General features: G+C 41.8%; 10 protein-coding genes. 2 read left to right on the top strand and 8 right to left on the bottom strand.

What is annotated here, in order from left to right; translation table 11 throughout:
* The 3 genes from ABDV71_RS19140 to ABDV71_RS19130 form a co-directional block, all read right to left on the bottom strand.
* On the bottom strand, positions 1–2085 hold a 2085-nt coding region (locus tag ABDV71_RS19140), incomplete at its 3' end, for a DUF11 domain-containing protein (protein WP_343535433.1).
* Between the two features lie 11 nt (positions 2086–2096).
* Positions 2097–6653, bottom strand: a complete 4557-nt coding sequence (locus tag ABDV71_RS19135) for a hypothetical protein (RefSeq protein WP_343535431.1) — start codon at positions 6651–6653, stop codon at positions 2097–2099.
* Positions 6654–6759: 106 nt separating this feature from the next.
* Positions 6760–7170, bottom strand: a complete 411-nt coding sequence (locus ABDV71_RS19130; RefSeq protein WP_343535430.1) for a hypothetical protein — start codon at positions 7168–7170, stop codon at positions 6760–6762.
* Positions 7171–7842: 672 nt separating this feature from the next.
* Here ABDV71_RS19130 and ABDV71_RS19125 point away from each other — a divergent pair.
* The gene (locus ABDV71_RS19125; RefSeq protein ID WP_343535429.1) at positions 7843–8466 is read left to right on the top strand and encodes a response regulator transcription factor; all 624 of its coding nucleotides are present in this window, start codon (positions 7843–7845) and stop codon (positions 8464–8466) included.
* A 25-nt stretch (positions 8467–8491) separates the two neighbouring features.
* Entirely contained in the window at positions 8492–10453 is a 1962-nt protein-coding gene (locus ABDV71_RS19120; protein ID WP_343535428.1) for an ATP-binding protein, read from the top strand.
* Positions 10454–10479: 26 nt separating this feature from the next.
* Here ABDV71_RS19120 and ABDV71_RS19115 read toward each other — a convergent pair whose 3' ends face one another.
* The 5 genes from ABDV71_RS19115 to ABDV71_RS19095 form a co-directional block, all read right to left on the bottom strand.
* Positions 10480–11988, bottom strand: a complete 1509-nt coding sequence (locus ABDV71_RS19115) for a hypothetical protein (RefSeq protein WP_343535427.1) — start codon at positions 11986–11988, stop codon at positions 10480–10482.
* 55 nt (positions 11989–12043) lie between these two features.
* Positions 12044–13174: a glycoside hydrolase family 18 protein gene (locus ABDV71_RS19110; protein ID WP_343535426.1), complete on the bottom strand. Its 1131-nt coding sequence runs from the start codon at positions 13172–13174 to the stop codon at positions 12044–12046.
* A 4-nt stretch (positions 13175–13178) separates the two neighbouring features.
* Positions 13179–14351, bottom strand: coding sequence for a DUF5009 domain-containing protein (locus tag ABDV71_RS19105; RefSeq protein ID WP_343535423.1), 1173 nt, complete (start codon positions 14349–14351; stop codon positions 13179–13181).
* Between the two features lie 76 nt (positions 14352–14427).
* Entirely contained in the window at positions 14428–16233 is a 1806-nt protein-coding gene (locus tag ABDV71_RS19100) for a RagB/SusD family nutrient uptake outer membrane protein (protein ID WP_343535421.1), read from the bottom strand.
* 4 nt (positions 16234–16237) lie between these two features.
* Positions 16238–19297: a TonB-dependent receptor gene (locus tag ABDV71_RS19095; protein ID WP_343535419.1), complete on the bottom strand. Its 3060-nt coding sequence runs from the start codon at positions 19295–19297 to the stop codon at positions 16238–16240.
* Between the last annotated feature and the right edge of the window lie 4 nt (positions 19298–19301).

The raw sequence follows: 19301 nt of genomic DNA, 5'->3' as shown, positions 1-19301 counted from the left end.
TCCGCTAGGGATATCAGCCGTTTCGCTAATGCTGCCCGTTCCGTTGGCTGTGCCTGTCGCACCACCTGCGTATACGGCAGTCCAAGTACCCGTAACACCAGTAGGCAAGGTATTGGTAATGGTTGAACCAGGTGCATCACTTGGTCCAGCGTTGCTTACCGTAAAGGTGTAGGTATTGGTAGTACCCGGGGTATAGGTGGTCTTGCCATCGGTGTTGGTCACCACAAGATCAGCAATTCGGTTAGGCGTATCCGTATCCATTGCCGAATTGTTGGCAGGCGTTGGGTCGGTAATGCCCGCACCAACTGCCGCAGAACCTGTGTTCACAAAGTTGCCCGTGAACGATGATGGCACGTTAACCACATAGGTATAGGTTACCGAACCTCCGCTAGGGATATCGACCGTTTGGCTAATGCTTCCGCTGCCCGATGCCGTGCCCGTTGCACCGCCCGCATATACGGCCGTCCAAGTACCTGTAACGCCCGCAGGCAAGGTATTGGTAATGGTTGAACCTGGTGCATCACTTGGTCCATCATTGGTCACCACAAAAGTATAGGTATTGGTAGTACCCGGGGTATAGGTGGTCTTGCCATCGGTGTTGGTCACCACAAGATCAGCAATTCGGTTAGGCGTATCCGTATCCATTGCCGAATTGTTGGCAGGCGTTGGGTCGGTAATACCCGCACCAACTGCCGCAGAACCTGTGTTCACAAAGTTGCCCGTGAACGATGATGGCACGTTAACCACATAGGTATAGGTTACCGAACCTCCGCTAGGGATATCGACCGTTTGGCTAATGCTTCCGCTGCCCGATGCCGTGCCCGTTGCACCGCCCGCATATACGGCCGTCCAAGTACATGTAACGCCCGCAGGCAAGGTATTGGTAATGGTTGAACCTGGTGCATTACTAGGGCCATTGTTGGTGACTACAAAGGTGTAGGTATTGGTGGTACCTGGGGTATAGTTAGTTTTACCGTCGGTATTGGTTACCGCAAGGTCGGCAGTTGGTACTGGAGTTACGTTTACAAACTTGCTATCGTTGCTTGTATTTGAGTCGCCAAGATGATTGGTTGAAGCCGTATTCCTGTATTCAGCAGCCAGTTTGTCGGCTAGAACCTTAGCGACTATTTGCAATGATACGGAAGTAGAATTCGTTAGATTCCCTACCGACCAGTTGCCCGTAGTAGAACTATATGACCCTGTTGCTGTTGTATGAGAAACATACTGATAGCCCGCAGGTAGTAAATCATTAACAATCACGTTTGCAGCTGGTCCACCGTTATTTTTCACCGTAATGGTGAAGGTCACATTTGCACCTGCATTAGGTGTAGCATTGCTCACCGTTTTACTTACTACTTCTATTTCTGGTGCAGTAAGCGTAATTGGCGTTGGTGTCGAATCGTCAAAGGGTGTTCCGTTGCCATTGCCATCCGGATCGGTGCTGTTATTTGAATCGTCTGAAACGGCAGCCGCATCTGGCGTGATAGTGGTAGCTGTAGCTCTAGCCGTATTGTTCCTTAAACCAAAACTGCCGTTGGGTACTATGTTAACAGGAATGGTAATTGTTCTACTTTGCCCTACTGCCAAACTGCTCGAAGCTGCTACCAAAAGGTTGGTATTGGTGCTTCCATTATAGGAAGGATTTATGGTCAATCCAGTTCCACCAGTAATGGTGATATTCGCAGCATTTACAGAAAAGGTCATTGGTGAAGGAAATGCCGTTGACAATACATCTGTTACTTGGACGTTTTGCAAATCCAACTGACCAAAGTTCTTGATGGTAATTACATAATTCACATTATAACTGCCATTACTTTGGAACGCTGGTGTAGAAGCCGTTTTTCCAATACCGATCATCGGGAAATTAATGACCGTAGGTTTGTCATCGGCTTTGGTTACGGTAATACCACTATTGGAATAATCGCTTACGGTTTTTCCAAGTGCGGTACCTCTTGCAGTTGCAGAGTTGTTCCCTTTATAGGTATTTTGCGAATATGCTTGAGAGAAAGCTAAAATAGGGAATATTAACGTGATGAACGCTCCTTTAGCAAACTTTGAAATTCGGGTTTTATTAAAATTTATCATTGTCGCTAAGGTTAGATGAGTTTAACATTAAGTACAAGCGTAATGGTCTGTTGACTTCCTGCGGCTAAAGTTGAAGCAGCAGCATTTAGCAGATTCTTATCGCTATTTCCGTTGAAAGCACTATTTACCGTTAACGTTCCAGCCCCAGTGGTGATACTTGTAATCGTATAGGTTTTGGGACTAGGGAAAGTCAATGTCAAATCGTCTTCTACCTGAACATTTGAAAGCGCTTGATCTCCGTTATTGAGTACGTTAAACGTTAGGGTAACATTATAGCTTCCGTCCGACTGTAGTACTGGTGTACTTGTTGCTTTCGAAATGGCGATATCACAAGATTTAATGGTAACCGTCATGTCGGAAGTACTATTGGTACAGCTGCCATTGCTGCTGGTCCAACGTAAAGTGTAAACACCTGCAACAAATCCGTTTACTGCCGAAGTTGGTGAATTAAGGTTTGCAAACACTGGATCAATTGCGCCACTTGGTTTGTTCACTACAGACCAAGTTCCAATGCCCGAAGTAATGGCGTTAGCGGCCATAGTTACTGGTTCAGAAAGACAAACCTCTTGATTTGCTCCTGCTACTGCGGTGGTAGGTTGGTTAGAAACAACAATGGTTAAATCTGCAGATGATTGACAGTCGGCAGCGGTTTGATTTGAAGTAGGGACTATGGTCCAACGAAGCACATAACTTCCTTGTGCCAAGCCTGTAACCGTAGCGGTAGGTGAATTGATATTACTGAAGTTGGCTGCAGTAAGGGTAGTCGGCCCGCTTACAAAAGTCCATGTTCCTGTTTCGGTTCCAGAAGGAGCATTTCCCGTTAAGGTGGTGCCCGTTGTAGGCGTTCCTGGGAAACCGGTGTTACATACCTGTTGGTTAGCACCAACGGCGGCAATGGTGGTAGGTACACTAGTTACCTCTACCGTAACCTCATCTGTTTTGGAAGTACAGGTAGGCGAGCCGTTTGAAATGGTCCAACGGAAAACATAGGTGCCGGTAATGGTGTTGTTAACTAAAGTTGTTGGAGAGTTAATGGCACTAAAGGTAGCGTTTGAACCTGCAGGTTGTGAAACAATGCTCCAAGTTCCTAGACCTCTACCTGCAGCTGGTGTCCTTGCAGAAAGTTCAACTTTGCTGGTACAAGCAGAATTTTGGTCTATGCCCGCATCGGCATCATCAGGCTCGTTATAAATGGTGATTTTTACGATATCTCGGTTGGAATTGGCACCGGTACAATTACCACTGCTTACCACCCATTCCAGCATATAGGTTCCAGCTACCAAATTACTAAACGTTGTGTTAGCAACTTGATCATTCAAAAAAATTGGATTTGGGCTGCTCGCAGGTTTTTCAAGAACAGCCCATTTACCCGTACCCGAAACCGGAGCTACAGCGGCCAAGGTTACCGAATTAACCTGCGCAGTGGTTAAGCTGCAGTAATTCTGATCCGGCCCGGCGTCAGCGGCAGATGGTAGCGCCGAAATATTTACAGTCATGTCATCGCTTGTTGCAGGGCAATTACCTGTAGCTGCAATGGTATACCTAAACTGGTAAGTACTACCTGGAGTTAAATTTGTTACAATCGCCGTGTTTGGAGAAATAGTATTAATCGTAGCGGCTGGCCCTCCTATCTGAGTCCATGTACCAGTACTTTGATTAGTTCCCGTTAGGGTTGTTGAAGTCAGGGCACAAAGGTTTTGATCTGCTCCGGCATTGGCGTTACTGGTTACCCTAACCACTACATCATCTGTAGAAGGGGTACAGTAAATACCGCCACGTACGGTCCATCTAAAAGTATATTGACCAAAGATTAAACCTGACAAGTTCGCATTGGGAGTATTAACGTTTGAAAAAGTAGGGATATTTGGTCCACTCACCACAGACCAGTAACCAGTACCAACGGTAGCAGGAGTTGCATTAAGGGTAGTTGTGGTTGAATTACATACCTCAAAATCTGCACCTGCGATTGCGGTTGATGGTGGCTGTGAAACGTTAATTGTAACATTACTTGTACTAGAAGTACAGGTTCCGTTTGATATGGTCCAGCTGAAAATATAACGTCCTTCTACGAGCCCAGTTACCGTAGTGTTGCGCAATGACGGATCTGTAATTATAGCGCCACCAGGCCCTTCTGTTTGCGTCCAAGTACCTGTGCCTATCGTTGGCGAGTTACCATTTAGGGTTACTGAAGTACCACAAATGTTTTGACCAGCTCCTGCATTAGCAGTAGTTACCGCAGCTGAGATAGTAATTTTGATACGGGCAGTTGTTGCTGTACACCCGTTACGTGATAACTGCCATTGGAATTCATAGGTTCCATTAACCAAACCTGTTATGGTAGTGTTATATAAAGAAGGATCTGTAATTGTTGGCGTATTGGGACCACTAATTAACGACCATACACCTGCTTCGCCATTTGTTGGCTGGTTACCGGCCATGGTGATGTTATTTGTGCCACTAGGTAAACAAGTTGTACCCGTAGAGATGGCCGCTGTTGCTTGTTTGGCACCAGCTGTACCTGAAGTTTCGATGACTACATCACTTGAAGAACTACCACAAGCATTGCTAATGGTCCATTTGAAGGTATATGAAGTACTCGCCAACAAGCCATTTACCACCGCTTTTGGTGAATTAGCATTGGGAGAGAAGGTTACTTCGGGTGCTGCAACATTCCCCACCGTTCTTACTACTGTCCACGTACCCACTTCATTTAAAACAGGCTGGTTACCATCTAACAATACCGGTGTACTGTTGCATACGGTTTGCGGGAGACCTGCTGCCGAAGTAGTTGGCGATGGTGCTGCCACGACTACTTCTACATCTGCTTGCGTATTTGTACAAGCTCCTTCCCCACCCGAAACAATCCAACGGAACAAGTAGGTACCGTTGACCATGCCATTAACAGCCGTGGTATTGGATAGTGGGTTAACAATATTAGCCGTATTAGGACCGCTTACCTGACTCCATTTACCAATACCCGAGGTTGGCAAGTTACCTGCCAAATTGGTATTGAATACATTACAGGCCAATACTTGTTTGGTACCTGCATTGGAAGCTGTAGGGGCATAAGAAACCACAATAGCAATATCTGCATAAGCATCCGCACACCCCCCCAATCCATTATCTGTATTTTGACGATAACGCAATATGTAGGTACCAATCTTATCGAAACCTGTTAATGGAGTACCCGTACCTGGGGCTGTAGTCCAATTATTCAACCCACCCATGGTGGCTTGGCGTGTTGATCCTGCAGGAGCACTGATCAATGCATATTGGGTACCTGTTCCGTTTGAAACACTGTAGCTAACTGTCGCGGTACTAATACCACAGGCCAAAAAATGAGGATTTGCACTTGGCGAGGTAATCGTTATGGAAGGGGCACCACGGAAACGCACAATGTAGGTTCCGCTATTAGAACAATTAGTGACCGGATTAGAAATGGTGTATTTAAATTCATAATCGGCTCCAGGGGTTCCGGTTAAACCGCTTACGGTTACACTGTTTGAATTGGTAGCGCTGAAAGTTTGGGTACCAGGTCCACTAACTTTTTCCCAAAGCATCACCTCATTGGCATATAATGCCTTAGGACCGTTTAGCACTACAGATGTCCGTCCATCGCAAAAAGTCTGAGTAGATCCATTAACAGACGTTACCGTCTGTGATGCTGGTGCCACAATAACAGCTACGTCATCAGATCCACTAAAACATGGTCCTGTAACGGTATAACGAAATACATAGGTTCCTTCAACTAGGTTAGAAACCGTAGGGTTGTATATGTTGATATTGCTAATGGTTGGGTTTGACGGACCGCTTATAAAGGTCCATTTTGCCGATTGTCCATAGGCAGCATTGGCGCCTGCAAATGAGCCACTAAGTTGAGCAATTGTGGTCACATTATAACACTTTGCCGTAATATCTGTACCCGCATTTACAGGCCGAGTACCTAAATTCGTAATGATCACATCGTCAAAAGCACTACAAGTATTTCCACCAGTAGTTTTGGAAACTGTCCATCGATAAGTTGCCGATTGAGCCGCTGCGTTTGCGTTAAAAGTAATCGTTGCATTGGGGCTATTAACCGTTGCCAAATTAGGATCTGGTCCCGTTCCCGATATTTTTGTCCAAATACCAGTTTCGCCAGGCCCCAAAGGAGAACCCTGCAATACAAAAGTGCCAGGACAAGCGTAATTGTCTGGCCCTGCATTAACAGTCCCCAAGCTAGAAACTACATAGGTTACGTCTTGGTAAACCAGTGAACCATCGGTACACTTGGCGGTTAGGCGGAATACATAATTGACATCGCTGGTAAAGCCTGAAACTGTTGCGGTAACAGCCGTACCAGAAATAGTACTTGGGCTGATGGTAACAGAGGGGCCCGAAACTTGAGACCAAACTGCCGTTCCACCTGAGGCGAAAAGTCCGCTGGCCTGACCATTAAGTACAAAGGGGCTTCCTGGACAAATCGTCGTATTGATTCCCGCATTGACCGTACAGTTTTGCGCTTGGGCATTTATGTAAAAGCCAAGCCATAACGGTACTAATAAAACGTAACGTAGTAGTTTACTCATATGTGATTAATCTGAAAAGTAAGTGATCTATTGTAAAGATTTTTTCGCCAGCAGAAGGCTAGCACTATGGTGTTGAGAGTCATAAAAGAGATTTAGAGTCGCGATGCTAAATGGTATTCTGGTTTATTTTTATATTCCAAAAAGTTTTATGCGTATGACCAATTGTATGCCAAAATGCAGCATTTGGGGTTATTTTCACAAGAAGACCTCCCCCAAAACCTAATCCACTGGACAGAAATACATTAAAATTACATTTCGAAACAATTAAAATTTTAGATTTTAATAATGTAATATCCAAGCGACGGGAAAATCCAATTGTGGAGCTTATTTTTTTTCTCAAAATTCCCCAAAATTCCCTCCACAATCTGGCTTTACATCTGGGAGAAATGGTATACAACTCTTCCCCTACCAAAAGAAGATTCCAATATCTATGTATTTCTGTTATCGAGACAGATTTAACAAACAGTTTCAGGCTTAACATGTTAAATCCATCTAAGTATTTCTGTTCTTTTGCCATAAGTAACGGAGCAATTATCTTGTATTGATATCATATTTGTATATCTAGGGATGTTGTTGATGTAAGGCGATGTTGTTGATGGAATTTATGCGCTATTATTGGAGCCATTTGAATTCAATCTTATTGTTTTTTTTCACAGCTACACGGCTCTTCCGAATTCGTAAGGTGATACCTGACCTCTTGATCACCTATGAAATCAAGTAACTCTGTAATACCGTAGTAGTTGATAATGTGGCTAATATCTATTTGGGATAGTACATCATCAGGCTCTATTCCCGAAACGTGTACATTTACTCGGCTCGGTTCAGCAGCAGGACCGATATAGACATCCTCCACATTTTTAATGATTAGTCGCATCTTAAATTATATGTTATTCACTAGGCTAAGCGTATTGGTACCAAAGCTAATACAGATAATCTCAAAGCGAAGTGTACGGTCCCCATTAAGGCAACATCATGTTGCTTTTTTAGATTAAATAGCAAATTATTGCTATTTTGAGATGAGAATAATAATTGCATTTTTGAGCGAATTCCTCTTCCTATAATAGTCCAAAAAGATGTAAATAGCAGAGAATCATCAACATTTTTAACTATATAAAGCCCAGCATATGCTATTCAAAATCAAACATCATCCTTTTATTTTTGCCGATTCAGTTATTTATGGAAGATATTTATGAACAGAAAAGAGGCTATAGCGATTGTATTTGACGACCACCTTTTATTTGCCGACTCCTTTGCTGCACTGATTGAACGGTTGGAACTTTTTCATGCAGTACATACCCTCAACGAAGAGAGAGCATTGACACAGTTCTTGATCAAAAACTCCAAAACCCGTGTTTATCTATTTATAGATTATTATTTAAAAAACAAAAATGGGCTTCCACTGATCAATGAAGCTAAACGATTGAATAAAAATATAATCATTATTGTGATGAGCTCTGTAGTTAGTCCGATAGCCATTGCAAATATCCTTAGTTATATCCCTCACGGATTTGTAAGTAAATCATCGGGATTTGACTCGATATTGGAATGTTTGGATACGATAGATAACGGTCAGCAATATATCAGTCCCATCATCCATGAAATCAATTCGGTTTCAACCACTATCCCCTTTTCAGCACGAGAAATAGAAATTTTACAGTATTTTGCGGGGGGACTATCCATTGCCCAAACAGCTGAACGAACTTACTTAAGTAAACACACCATTGTAGCGCATAGGCGTAAAATGATGGCCAAAGCCAATGTAAATTCCATTACAGAACTATTGTCTTATGCACGTAAGCAAGAATTGATCTAAACCAGCCCATTAATAAAGCTTCATCATGAACCACAAATTTAACTTCTCATTGAGAATCCTATCTTTCTTTTTATGGTACCATCTATTCTTTTTCACTCAAATCAACAATGCTAATGGCCAAGTAGCGGATCGTGCTCAAAATGAATTTGACAAATTAGCCAAGTCATACAAAGCCGGTGGTTTACCAGCAGACCAATATCTGATCAAGGCCGATTCGTTGACGCATCAATTACTTTCTGAAGGAAGACATTTTGAAACCAAAGAGCTGGTCAATCTCCTAAGTCTTTACGAAGAAATCGCTTGGGGTATTCCTAAGTATAACTACGCTCGCAAAACTTACTTTCTACTTTTTTTCAATAATGCTCGCATGTTCAAAAAAAAAGGAGCATCCATGTATTATGCCGAAAAAATCACCGAAGAATATAAAAGAGAGGGTAAACAGAATCCACTTTTAGAACAATTACAAAAGTGTAAAATCTATCAGGAACAGAGACTCTATGATAAAGTTATTGCGGTGTTTGAGCAGGAAAAAAACTATCTGAAAAGTTTACCCAAGCTTGTTGAAAAAGACAAAATAGACCATTCCATAGCCCTAAATGCGATGTATATCTTATCGCCAACCTTAACGGGCTATATTAAGAAGAAAGATACAGCTGAAGTGCTAAAAACAGCGAATTTGGCGATGAAAATTGGCAAGGCCATTCAAAGTAGATATCCAATAAGCAGAAGTAAAATGCTTTACAACGACCTTCTTATAATTGATATCGAACACTCTCTGGCTAATTTCCAACAACGGTATGATATTGCTGCCCAACTGCTAAATCGTATGGAAGGGTTAAAAACAACCTACAAGGACCAAGCCACCAATTTTATCGACATCAACTTGGTACGTATGCGAATAGAGAACTTTTTAAATTTGAAAAAGCCCGATAGCCTTTTGGCCTATATCAATAGGTATGAATCTTCGCCAAATTTTGGAAAAAGCCAAAGCGCAGACCTTGAGGAATTCAAAGCAAAATTACAAGCGTTAAACGGCAATTATAAAAGTGCCTACCATTATATCAGCGATGCATTACAGCACGAAAGAAACTTACAAGGAGCCTTAATGACTGAAACAAGTGATTTGTTATATGCCTATACACAAGCCGAACACAGTGGCATTGCTCTTCAAAAAGCAGAGAAAATAAAGCAAGACAGAACCAATTGGTTAATCATCATTTCAATTTCCGCCTCCTTTCTTGTCCTTGCGATCTACCTGATCATGGTTTACCAAAGCAGAAAAGCCAAAGCACAGGTGGAGGAGCTTAACAACATTGCAAACATGCAGATCATTGCCATGGAAGAAGCGAAACACCAGGCGGTACGAGATGAGCAACGAAGGTTAGGGCAAGATCTTCATGATGGTCTTTCGGCATCGATAGCAGCTTTTACCCACCAATTGGAAACACTATCCATGGACATTGACGATATTACGTTAAGAAACAAATTTATTTCCTTACGGGCAAACATGGTAAAAACCTATGAAACGGTTAGAAGTAAGAGCCATGATTGGTTTAACGCATCTGACAAGTCGCAGGAACTATCTTTTGAAAAACAGGTAAAACTATTAACGGACCATGCTTTACCCGATAATCGTTACCATAAAACCATCCACATTGACGACCATTCATTAGTTAACGTGGATACCGACACAAGAATTGCATTGCTTCGTATCATTCAAGAAGCCATTACCAATATTATTAAACATGCTAAGGCTAAAAATGTAGACATCTTGATTTATGGTGAAGAGGATAGCCTAGTGCTAACCATTAGCGACGACGGCGTTGGATTGAATGAAAAAAAATCTGGAGGTAATACCATAGGTTTGGATTCTATTCGCCGTAGGATACAATACCTAAATGGGGAAACAAATATTAATTCAAATGCCGAAGGTACCGAAATCACGATATCCATCCCACTAATATTACCTTATGCCAACGCTTATTGATCCAATATTTAGGAAATAACTATCCTTTATTTAGTATTACGTCTATCTTCCAGTTGTTTTATATACAAGGAGGCTGGTACCATGCCTCTTTTATTCAAACCTTCCCAAATGCCGTCGGGCCTATCCTTTAACCTACCGGTTACTTTGGTAGCGGTTACGCCGATCGCGTAGTTATAACCACTTACATAGGGATTTTGTACTGCCACTTTAGCGGCTTGGCAATTCCACAGCACCTGTGTCACTCCTGCCCAACCATGTCCTGTACCCCAATTGCCTCTGTCTTGAATGTTGATTTCTCCATCAGTGATGATATTGTCGTAAAGCGTACCTACCGCCCAGCGATGGTGCGGACCGATATCTGCTTTTGCATTGGTAGACTTGCAGTTGTAAAACACATTGGGGCCGGCTACTTTAGCACCCGTCACGTAATCGTGTCTACCTTCGTCGGCCGAGCAATCCCTCACCAAATTCAGTTGACCATCATTATTGAAAGAATACCTTCTACCCCCTTCAATTTTAGATTTCGGCGCTAAGGAAGTACAGTTTTTCACCGTCACCTGCTTGCTGTAATTGCCCAAATTAACACAAGAGTAGCCAAAGTATTTGCTGGTTACATCTGTTACCCAAGCATTCTCTACCCTATTCAACCATACGGCATCCCAACCATGATCCTCATCGGTATCGTTCTGATAAGCGGATTCTAGCCACATATCTTCAATACCCACTTCGCTTATTCTACCCTCAAAAGTATATTTATAGATTTCGCCACCACCGTATTGGGTTTCCATAGCCATCACTACGGGATTATCAATAAATACCTGCTGACCTTTAATGGCAGTAATTTTTCTTTCAAAGTGCAAATCGTAATCTTCCGCTCTCCACTGTACTACGCCTTCACGGGCCTCTATCTGGTCCATTTTCAAATCTTGGATCCACTTGGCCGTCCCGGGACGTAAAATCACGATATCATCGCCTACTTTAAAATTTGCAATGTTATCCACCTGAAAAGATTTTGCGCCCACAGGTACATAAGTATCCGTAATTTTTGCCCTAGTTTGTGGTGTTTCTTTTGGTTTGCCGTTGCCATTTACACTGATCAGTTTGCGTTGACCTGTACCTGTAGCCACCAGTTTAGTATCTGTACCTTCACCTCTTAAAACAATACCACTGGCAGTAATGTTAATGGTTCCTGGAATTTCATAGGTCCCTTTTTTCAGTAAAATGGCTCCCCTAATACCCGCTTTGTTGATTGGCATTTTAGCCAGCTCATTAATCGCTTCTTGTATCTGCTGTTGGTCATTTGTTCCATTTGGAGAAAGGATTTTCACGGTTTTCACCTGTGGAATAGCTTGGTTGCCTAGATGGTAACCTACCCTACTAAAATCTGGCAAGATATCGCCTTTGGCTTCTGGCACATAAATGATCTTACCGCTCTGATTGAGTTTAACCAAACTAGAGGTCCAACTTTGTGCGGATACTTGGTGCGCAAACAATACTAAACCTGCGAGGCTGCGTCCTAATATTTTTAATTTCATGAGACCTTAATAATGGATTTCCGTAATTACTTTTGGATACTTGGTTTTAAGTTCTTTATTCGAAGCTTTTGACAATCTGGTTCAGCAGGTACTCTTTTCTATCTGAACTGTATTCCCAAAACATTACGCCTCCTAATTGATGTTTCAATACATATTGGCACTTATGATCTACCGACCACTCATCATCATAAGAAATAAAGGCTTTTGTTTGCGGATTAAACAAATACGGTGCCTTAGCTTCTTCATCTTGATAGGCTACAAAACCCTTTTTGTTCAATAAGCTATCTTTTAAAAAAGTGTAGCCCTTGCCATAACTATTGGCCGAAGAAAGAATGGTATCGCCAATTCCTTTGTTGGCAGTTGCTTTTAATAAAAGGTTACGACCATAAAAAGCAATGCCCATTACAATTTTTGACGCTGGCACACCTGCAGCGAGGTAAGCTTTAACGGCTTTATCGGCAGAGTTATCAGAAGGATAAGCTTTCGAATCGAATAGATTGGTATGATGCTTGGCCTGTTTGGAAGAATAATAGTCGTAGGTCATGAGGTTCACATAATCTAGGTATTTAGCTGCTTCGCCCATTTCGGTATTGTTCAAAAAGGAAGCAAATCCACCTGTGGCCGTGGTTAAAAGTTTTTTCTTACCTGTTTCCTTTTCTAAAATGTCGAGTTCTTTTCTTAATTCCTTAAACATTAAGGTAAAGTTCTGTTTATCTTCAGGTCGGTATACGTTTCCAGCCTCGCCCGGCATTCCCGGATATTCCCAATCAATATCCACTCCATCCAATTGATGCTTGCGAATAATATCGACCGAACTTTTGGCAAATCCTTTACGAAGTGAATCGGTTAAAACTGCATCTGAAAAATTCTCGCTCCACGACCATCCACCAATGGAAATTAAGATTTGAAGGTTTGAATTCTTCTGCTTCAAGGAGTTTAAGCGTACAAAATTGGTCGAATCTCGCTTTGCGTTATCTAAATAGGCTTGGTTATTTTTAACATTTACAAAGGCGTAATTGATGTGTGTCAATTTTTGCGCATTAATTTGCTCAGGATTAATTAAGCCACTATAACCGGTTACGTAACCAATTACTACGGGTTTTACTTTGGCAATGGTACTTCTTTTAGCGGCCATTAAAACCATCACCATAATCACTAACGCAAAGAGGTATTTTGTTTTATTCATGAGCTCAAACTTTTAAACGAATGCGGTATTTTTCTAGAAGTGCTACGATCCTGATGACGATAAATGCCACCAAAAACGAACGCATAATCCCTCCTACTCCATAATTTAAGAAGGAAGGATAATTGAAATGAGCCAAGCTGAGGATGGCATAAAGTACGTAAGGGATGAGATAACAAGTAAGGGTACTGGTACCTGCTGGCTTGATCCATTTAAACCAATCTTTTTTACCTTTAACATCCACCAAATAAATCATGAACTGGAATGTTAAAAGGGTAATTCCCATACAAATAAATACCCAAGCAGGGGTAGCATAAATCTTTGAAATTCCGCCAGCATACGGCCTCAACACAAAACCTAAAACAATGGTAAACAGGCCAGCCAAACTCAACAACAACCATAGTTTTTTGCTTTGTTGCTGGGCAATAAGGTGTTGGTAGCTGGTAGCGATCACTGCACCGCCCATCATTAAAGTAATAGATGAAGCATCACCTATTTGCCACAAATTAACCTGCAGCACCCCCATGTGGGTGGTGATATTGATAAGGGCATAAACGACAAAAGCTATCAACAACTTCCACATTTTCCCTCTGGTGAGCAGATAGGTTAGAGCAGAAAACAGATAGGCCCAGCCAATTAAACCTAAAATACCCCACCAATGCGGTGCTAAATCTTGTGGATTTTCAATGCTACCGCCTTTATACAAGTAACCCATCACTAAAATAAGGATCACGCCAATTGTAGTAAAACCATATTTCTTGATGTTTGATATTTCCTTTGGATAGTCTAACCAAACCAGAAAAAAACCTGTAGTAAGCAACAACGTATAAACAGCTTTTGCCAAGCCTGCTAGTTCGCTATTGTAACTTTCGAGGTTGACATGAAAAAAGCCCATCACAATTAGAGCTATGGAACGCAACAAAATATGTGCAGCAATGGCGAGTATCCCATCTCCTCTTTTTTTTCTGGTTTGAATGGCAAAGGGTAGTGATAAGCCCACGATGAACAAAAAGGCCGGAAAAATTAGGTCTGAAAACCCCATACCATCCACCTCAGCGGCAGTATGTCCAATCCAAGCTGGAATATGGCCTACGCCTGCTACATCATTTACAAAAATCATGAAGAACATGGTAAGCGCTCTTAACACGTCTATGGATTGTATTCTGGTGGGTAATGCCATATTTGCTGATTTACATTTTCAATGGATTAAATATAAGTGTTCCCTAGGCTTAAATGCTTAGGGAACACTTGATGGATTAATAACCTGGGTTTTGGATCAAAGCTGGCACTCTACTGATTTCAGATTGCGCAATTGGAAAAAAGTAGTTAGCTTCTTTAAAAACACGGTTGGCATTATTGGTAATAGGCACTTTGTTATAGGTGTAAGTATTGCCTGTACGGGTAATCTGCATCCCTGTCATGGTAAAATTAAACTTTTCCATGGCTAATTTCCAACGACGAACGTCGAAGAAACGGTGTCCTTCATAAGCCAATTCGACCATGCGCTCATTTTGGATCACTAAACGCATTTCATCTTTGGTCATTGATGGTTTTAAGCCGTAGTTGCCGTCAGCACCAATTAAAATACCTGCTCTTTTTCTCAAAAGTTTCAATTGGTCATAAGCTACCGCAATGTTATTGTCTTCGTTAGCGGCTTCTGCATAGTTCAACATCACTTCGGCTAAACGAATTAAGCCCCAAGTACGTTGCAAAGTTGGTCCACCATTATTTGCTGTTCCGTCGTCCATCATTTTTCTCCAGAAATATCCTGTAGCATAAGTCAAGCCCGCCGAACCAGCTACCGACCAGCCATCTTGCACGCCAATGTAGGTATTTACAGGTTGCTTATTCCCTGTAGCATTGTTAAACCATAGCATTTGATTGTAAATTACCGTGTAGTTTAAACGTGGATCACGATTCACATACGGATTAGCAGGGTCAAAACCCGTTGGGTTAGTTGGCGATTTCAAGTCGGTTTCAGTTGGTTTGCCATTAATGGTTCCAAAAGCATCCACCAAGTTTTGCGATGGCATGGCCTGTGGTGTGGTTACGCCTCTCGAAACAGGTAGCAGGGCTCCTTCCAAAGTTTTAGACCCTGCTGCCATACCATTCAACAAAAACTCTTTATTTACACGTGTGGTAAACACTTTTCCAAAGCCCAACCCTGGTATAGAATTATCTTCATAAAGTTCGTAGCCATTGGCCGTCGCCATATCCAAAGCTTCTTTGGCAGCGGTCGCAGCTTTTGTCCAGCGAGTGGCATCGAAAGCGGCATAACCTACTACTTTTTTCTGTGCATCGGTTTTACCAATATTGCCACCGTTAAATAATGGACTTGCAGCAAAAAGCAATATCCTTGATTTTAAGGCCTTACAGGATACGCTGGTGATACGCCCATAATTTTGTGCATTATAGTTAGCAGGTAGATCTGAAGTAATGGCATCCAGTTCGCTTACAATATAGTTCACACACTCTTCATAGGAGTTTCTGGTCACATCGATTAGATCTGCAGGTTTATAAACCTTGTCGCCCAATAGCGGTACTCCTCCAAAATGCTTAATTAATATAGAATAGTACCATGCTCTTAAAAATCTGACTTCAGCTTTAGTTTGCTTTTTTAACGCAGCCGATATGGGCGAACGATCTACGTTTGCCAAAAAGATATTTGCCCTACGGATGTTCGCATACGATTTGTCGTAAGCTACCGTGTAAGGGTTTTGGTTGGTACCACTTGATACCACTGGCGCCAAGCTCCCAGTGTAAATGACCACAAAAGGTTGGGTAGCCCCAAATAAACGATGGTTACCCTCGTCACAGGCTTCGGCAGTACCAGCAGTAATACCGCTGCCATTACCGGAATTATAGTATCTTGAGCTAAACTCAAAGAATATATCAGAATATACCCCGAACAAGTAGTTACTGGTTCTGGCACTGTCTGCAAAGGTGGTTTCCTCATTCAGCTCGGTGTTGAGCTTTCCATCTAAAATATCGGTCTTTTTGCATGAATAAATCAAGGCAACGGCCACGATTATAAATAAGCTGCTGTATATCTTCCTTTTCATGTCCTTAAAATGAAATTTGTAATCCTAAATTGTAAACTTTGGTTTGAGGGTAAAAACCGGCACCATCATTACCAGAAGTATTTTCTGGATCGGTATTATAGATGTTCTTTTCTTTTAAGCCCCAGGTTACCAAATTGTACCCATTCACATATATCCTTGCCACTTGTAAGCCTATCTTGTTGACAAAGGTTTTAGGCAATGAGTAAGAGAATTCCGCTGTTTTAATCCTCAAATAATCACTATTTCTAAACCAATAATTTGATGGATGCGCCGCAGGATCGTTTAAGTTAGAACCCGCCAAGCTTAAACGAGGAAAACTAGGATTAACGCTATTTTCTGGCGTCCAAGCTTGTTCGTGTATTTCTCTAAAGTTATTTAAACCCGGCCTGATGGCTTCCGCCGCTGATCTTCTGGCAAAATTTAAGGCACTTTGTGCGGTAATGGTGAAAGCAAAGTTTTTATAGTTTAAACCTACGGTTAAGCCCATAATAGTGTTAGGCAAATTAGGCAAGGCCAGCACCATTCTATCGTCTACGTTTACCACCCCATCGCCATTTAAATCAGCGTATTTCAAATCTCCTGCCCTGGTAATCCCAGTGGTTGGTTTTGGCACTGCCGGATTATCAATTTCTTCCTGCGTATAAAATCCTAAGAAGTTATAGCCTAAAATACTGCCCATTGGCTTTCCTGTGAGACGTTGATAATCGTAAGGAGGCGTTGCTTCGTCCATAAACAGAATCTTGTTTTTCGATACCGAGATATTTCCACTTACGTTAAAGCTTAACTTGTTGATGTTGCCCAAATAGGTAATCTGTGTTTCGAAACCTCTATTGCTCACACGGTTGATATTTGATGGTGGCAACTGGCTTGGCGTAATCCCAGCAATGTTGGAAAGGGTTCTAGAAGTAAGGATGTTATAACGATAGCGATCAAACACATCGGCCACAATTTTAAGCTTGCCTTTAAACATGTTGATATCTACCCCAATGTTGGCCTGTTCTTCTGTTTCCCAAGTTGGGTTTTGCGCCAACAGACCTTCTCTAATTCCTGTAATGCCCGTGTGGTTTTCGCCAATAGAATAAGAGCCGCCGTTTATGTAGGTAGGCAAATAGGTGTAGGCAAAGTTTCCGATGTCATCACTACCTGTTTTACCAAATGAACCTCTAATTTTAAACAGGTCAATAAACTTGATATTGTCTTTAAAGAAAGATTCTTCGGCCACGTTCCAACCCAAAGAGATGGCTGGAAACCAAGCATATCGCTTGTCCGAAACGAAGGCGCTTGAACCATTGTAACCTGCATTCAACTCAATCAAATATTTTTGCTTATAATCGTATCCTACCCTAAAGGTATAACCTCTAAAACCACTAGGCTCGTTGGCGTTGGTTACGTTATTTTGTGTATTGTACAAAGCCAGGGCATATACGTGGTGACTAGAAAAAGTACGATCGTAGTTAATAGAAGCCTGCCAGTTTAAACGTTTGTAGCTATCTGTTGCCGAATAACTTAGATTTGGCAAACCTATGCGATAGAAATTAGGGTTAGAAATAGTATAGGTATCATTAGTTGGGTTGTAATAGTACGATGGAAAATCGTTGCCTGTTCCCCTAGTCATATTTCTATTGAAACCATATTGTCCGTTGAAACCTACTACTCCTTTAGCCGATAATCCTTTGGTAATAAAGTTTAAATTTTGATTGGCCCTAAAGTTTGCCGTAATGTCATTGGTAAATTGACGATTGTAACCATAGTAAGTTAAACGACCCACCACATTGTTATTTAAAATACTGCTGTTTACCCCAAATGAACCATCAGGATTGTAAATAGAATAAGCATAAGGCGGCAATTGGTTAGCATCGCTCAGCTCAAAGAAAATGTTGTTACGATTATTTCTACCACCATTGGTTGGACTATTCCTCTCGGCAAATGTTCCCGACAAATCTAAACTAAGGTTTAAAGTTTTGGTGGGTTGTAAATCTAAGTTTGATCTGAAATTATAACGCTTGTAATAGTAATTGTTATCCATTCCCGACAGTTTAGAAAAATCCTTAATCAAGCCATTTTGGAACAGATATCCTGCCGAAACGTAATATTTAGCTTTATCAACACCACCTTGTATGTTAATGTTATTACGGGACTGAACGCTATACTTTCTCAATAGCTCCTCGGTCCAATTTACATTGGGATGGCCATAAGGATCAGTGCCATTTTTAAAATGATCCAAATCTGTTTGCGAATAACGAGGAGCTTGTTCGTCATTAATTAAGGCTTGATTAACCAACAAAGCCGCTCTATACGAGTCTAAATACTCAGGCATGTAAGTTGGTGTTTGGATACTGTTCTCGGTACGGAAAGTAATTTGTGCCTTACCGATTTTACCTCGTTTGGTGGTAATTACCACTACCCCATTAGCACCTTTGATCCCATAAACGGCCGTAGTAGCCGCATCTTTTAAAGTGGTAAAGGTTTCAATTTGGTCTGGATCTATTTCGGCTATGTTTCCAAAATACTCCAAGTCATCCACAATGATTAGGGGTGCGCCGTTACCATTGGTAGTACTTAAACCACGAATCAATAATACTGCGCCGTCGCTACCTGGCTGGCCAGAACGCTGTTGTGTAGTGATTCCCGGTACACGACCAATAAGTGTATTCTGTAAACTGGCTGCTGGGGTTTGTCTAATATCATCGCCGGAGATTGCACTGGTAGAACCTGTATTGGTAATTTTTTTCTGCGTACCGTAGGCCACGACAATTACCTCTTCCAAGCCCTTGGCATCTACCTCCAAAGTGACGTTGATATTAGATTGATTGCCAACTGCTACTTCTTTAGAGAGGTAACCGATGTACTTAAAGATAATGGTTTTACTGCTGCCTTTTAGGGTAAGCTTAAATTTACCATTTTGATCGGTTTGTGTTCCGTTGGTAGGTTGGTCTTTTTCAATTACCGACACGCCGATAAGCGTCTCCGATTTATCACTAACCGTTCCGGTAACCGTTTGCTGCTGTGCCCAAGTAATTCCGCAGAGCAACAATAAATATATCGTTAATAAATATCTTTTCATTTTC

The organism is Pedobacter sp., from assembly GCF_039594775.1.
Classification (GTDB): Bacteria; Bacteroidota; Bacteroidia; order Sphingobacteriales; family Sphingobacteriaceae; genus Pedobacter.
The sequence above is the reverse complement of the archived record's forward strand: the minus strand, read 5'-3'. Positions and strand labels throughout refer to the sequence as shown.

Bases quoted from the DNA above. Each gene is read 5' to 3' on its own strand.
- ABDV71_RS19135 (WP_343535431.1), bottom strand. From the start codon at position 6,653: ATGAGTAAACTACTACGTTACGTTTTATTAGTACCGTTATGGCTTGGC.
- ABDV71_RS19130 (WP_343535430.1), bottom strand. From the start codon at position 7,170: ATGGCAAAAGAACAGAAATACTTAGATGGATTTAACATGTTAAGCCTG.
- ABDV71_RS19125 (WP_343535429.1), top strand. From the start codon at position 7,843: ATGAACAGAAAAGAGGCTATAGCGATTGTATTTGACGACCACCTTTTA.
- ABDV71_RS19120 (WP_343535428.1), top strand. From the start codon at position 8,492: ATGAACCACAAATTTAACTTCTCATTGAGAATCCTATCTTTCTTTTTA.
- ABDV71_RS19115 (WP_343535427.1), bottom strand. From the start codon at position 11,988: ATGAAATTAAAAATATTAGGACGCAGCCTCGCAGGTTTAGTATTGTTT.
- ABDV71_RS19110 (WP_343535426.1), bottom strand. From the start codon at position 13,174: ATGAATAAAACAAAATACCTCTTTGCGTTAGTGATTATGGTGATGGTT.
- ABDV71_RS19105 (WP_343535423.1), bottom strand. From the start codon at position 14,351: ATGGCATTACCCACCAGAATACAATCCATAGACGTGTTAAGAGCGCTT.
- ABDV71_RS19100 (WP_343535421.1), bottom strand. From the start codon at position 16,233: ATGAAAAGGAAGATATACAGCAGCTTATTTATAATCGTGGCCGTTGCC.
- ABDV71_RS19095 (WP_343535419.1), bottom strand. From the start codon at position 19,297: ATGAAAAGATATTTATTAACGATATATTTATTGTTGCTCTGCGGAATT.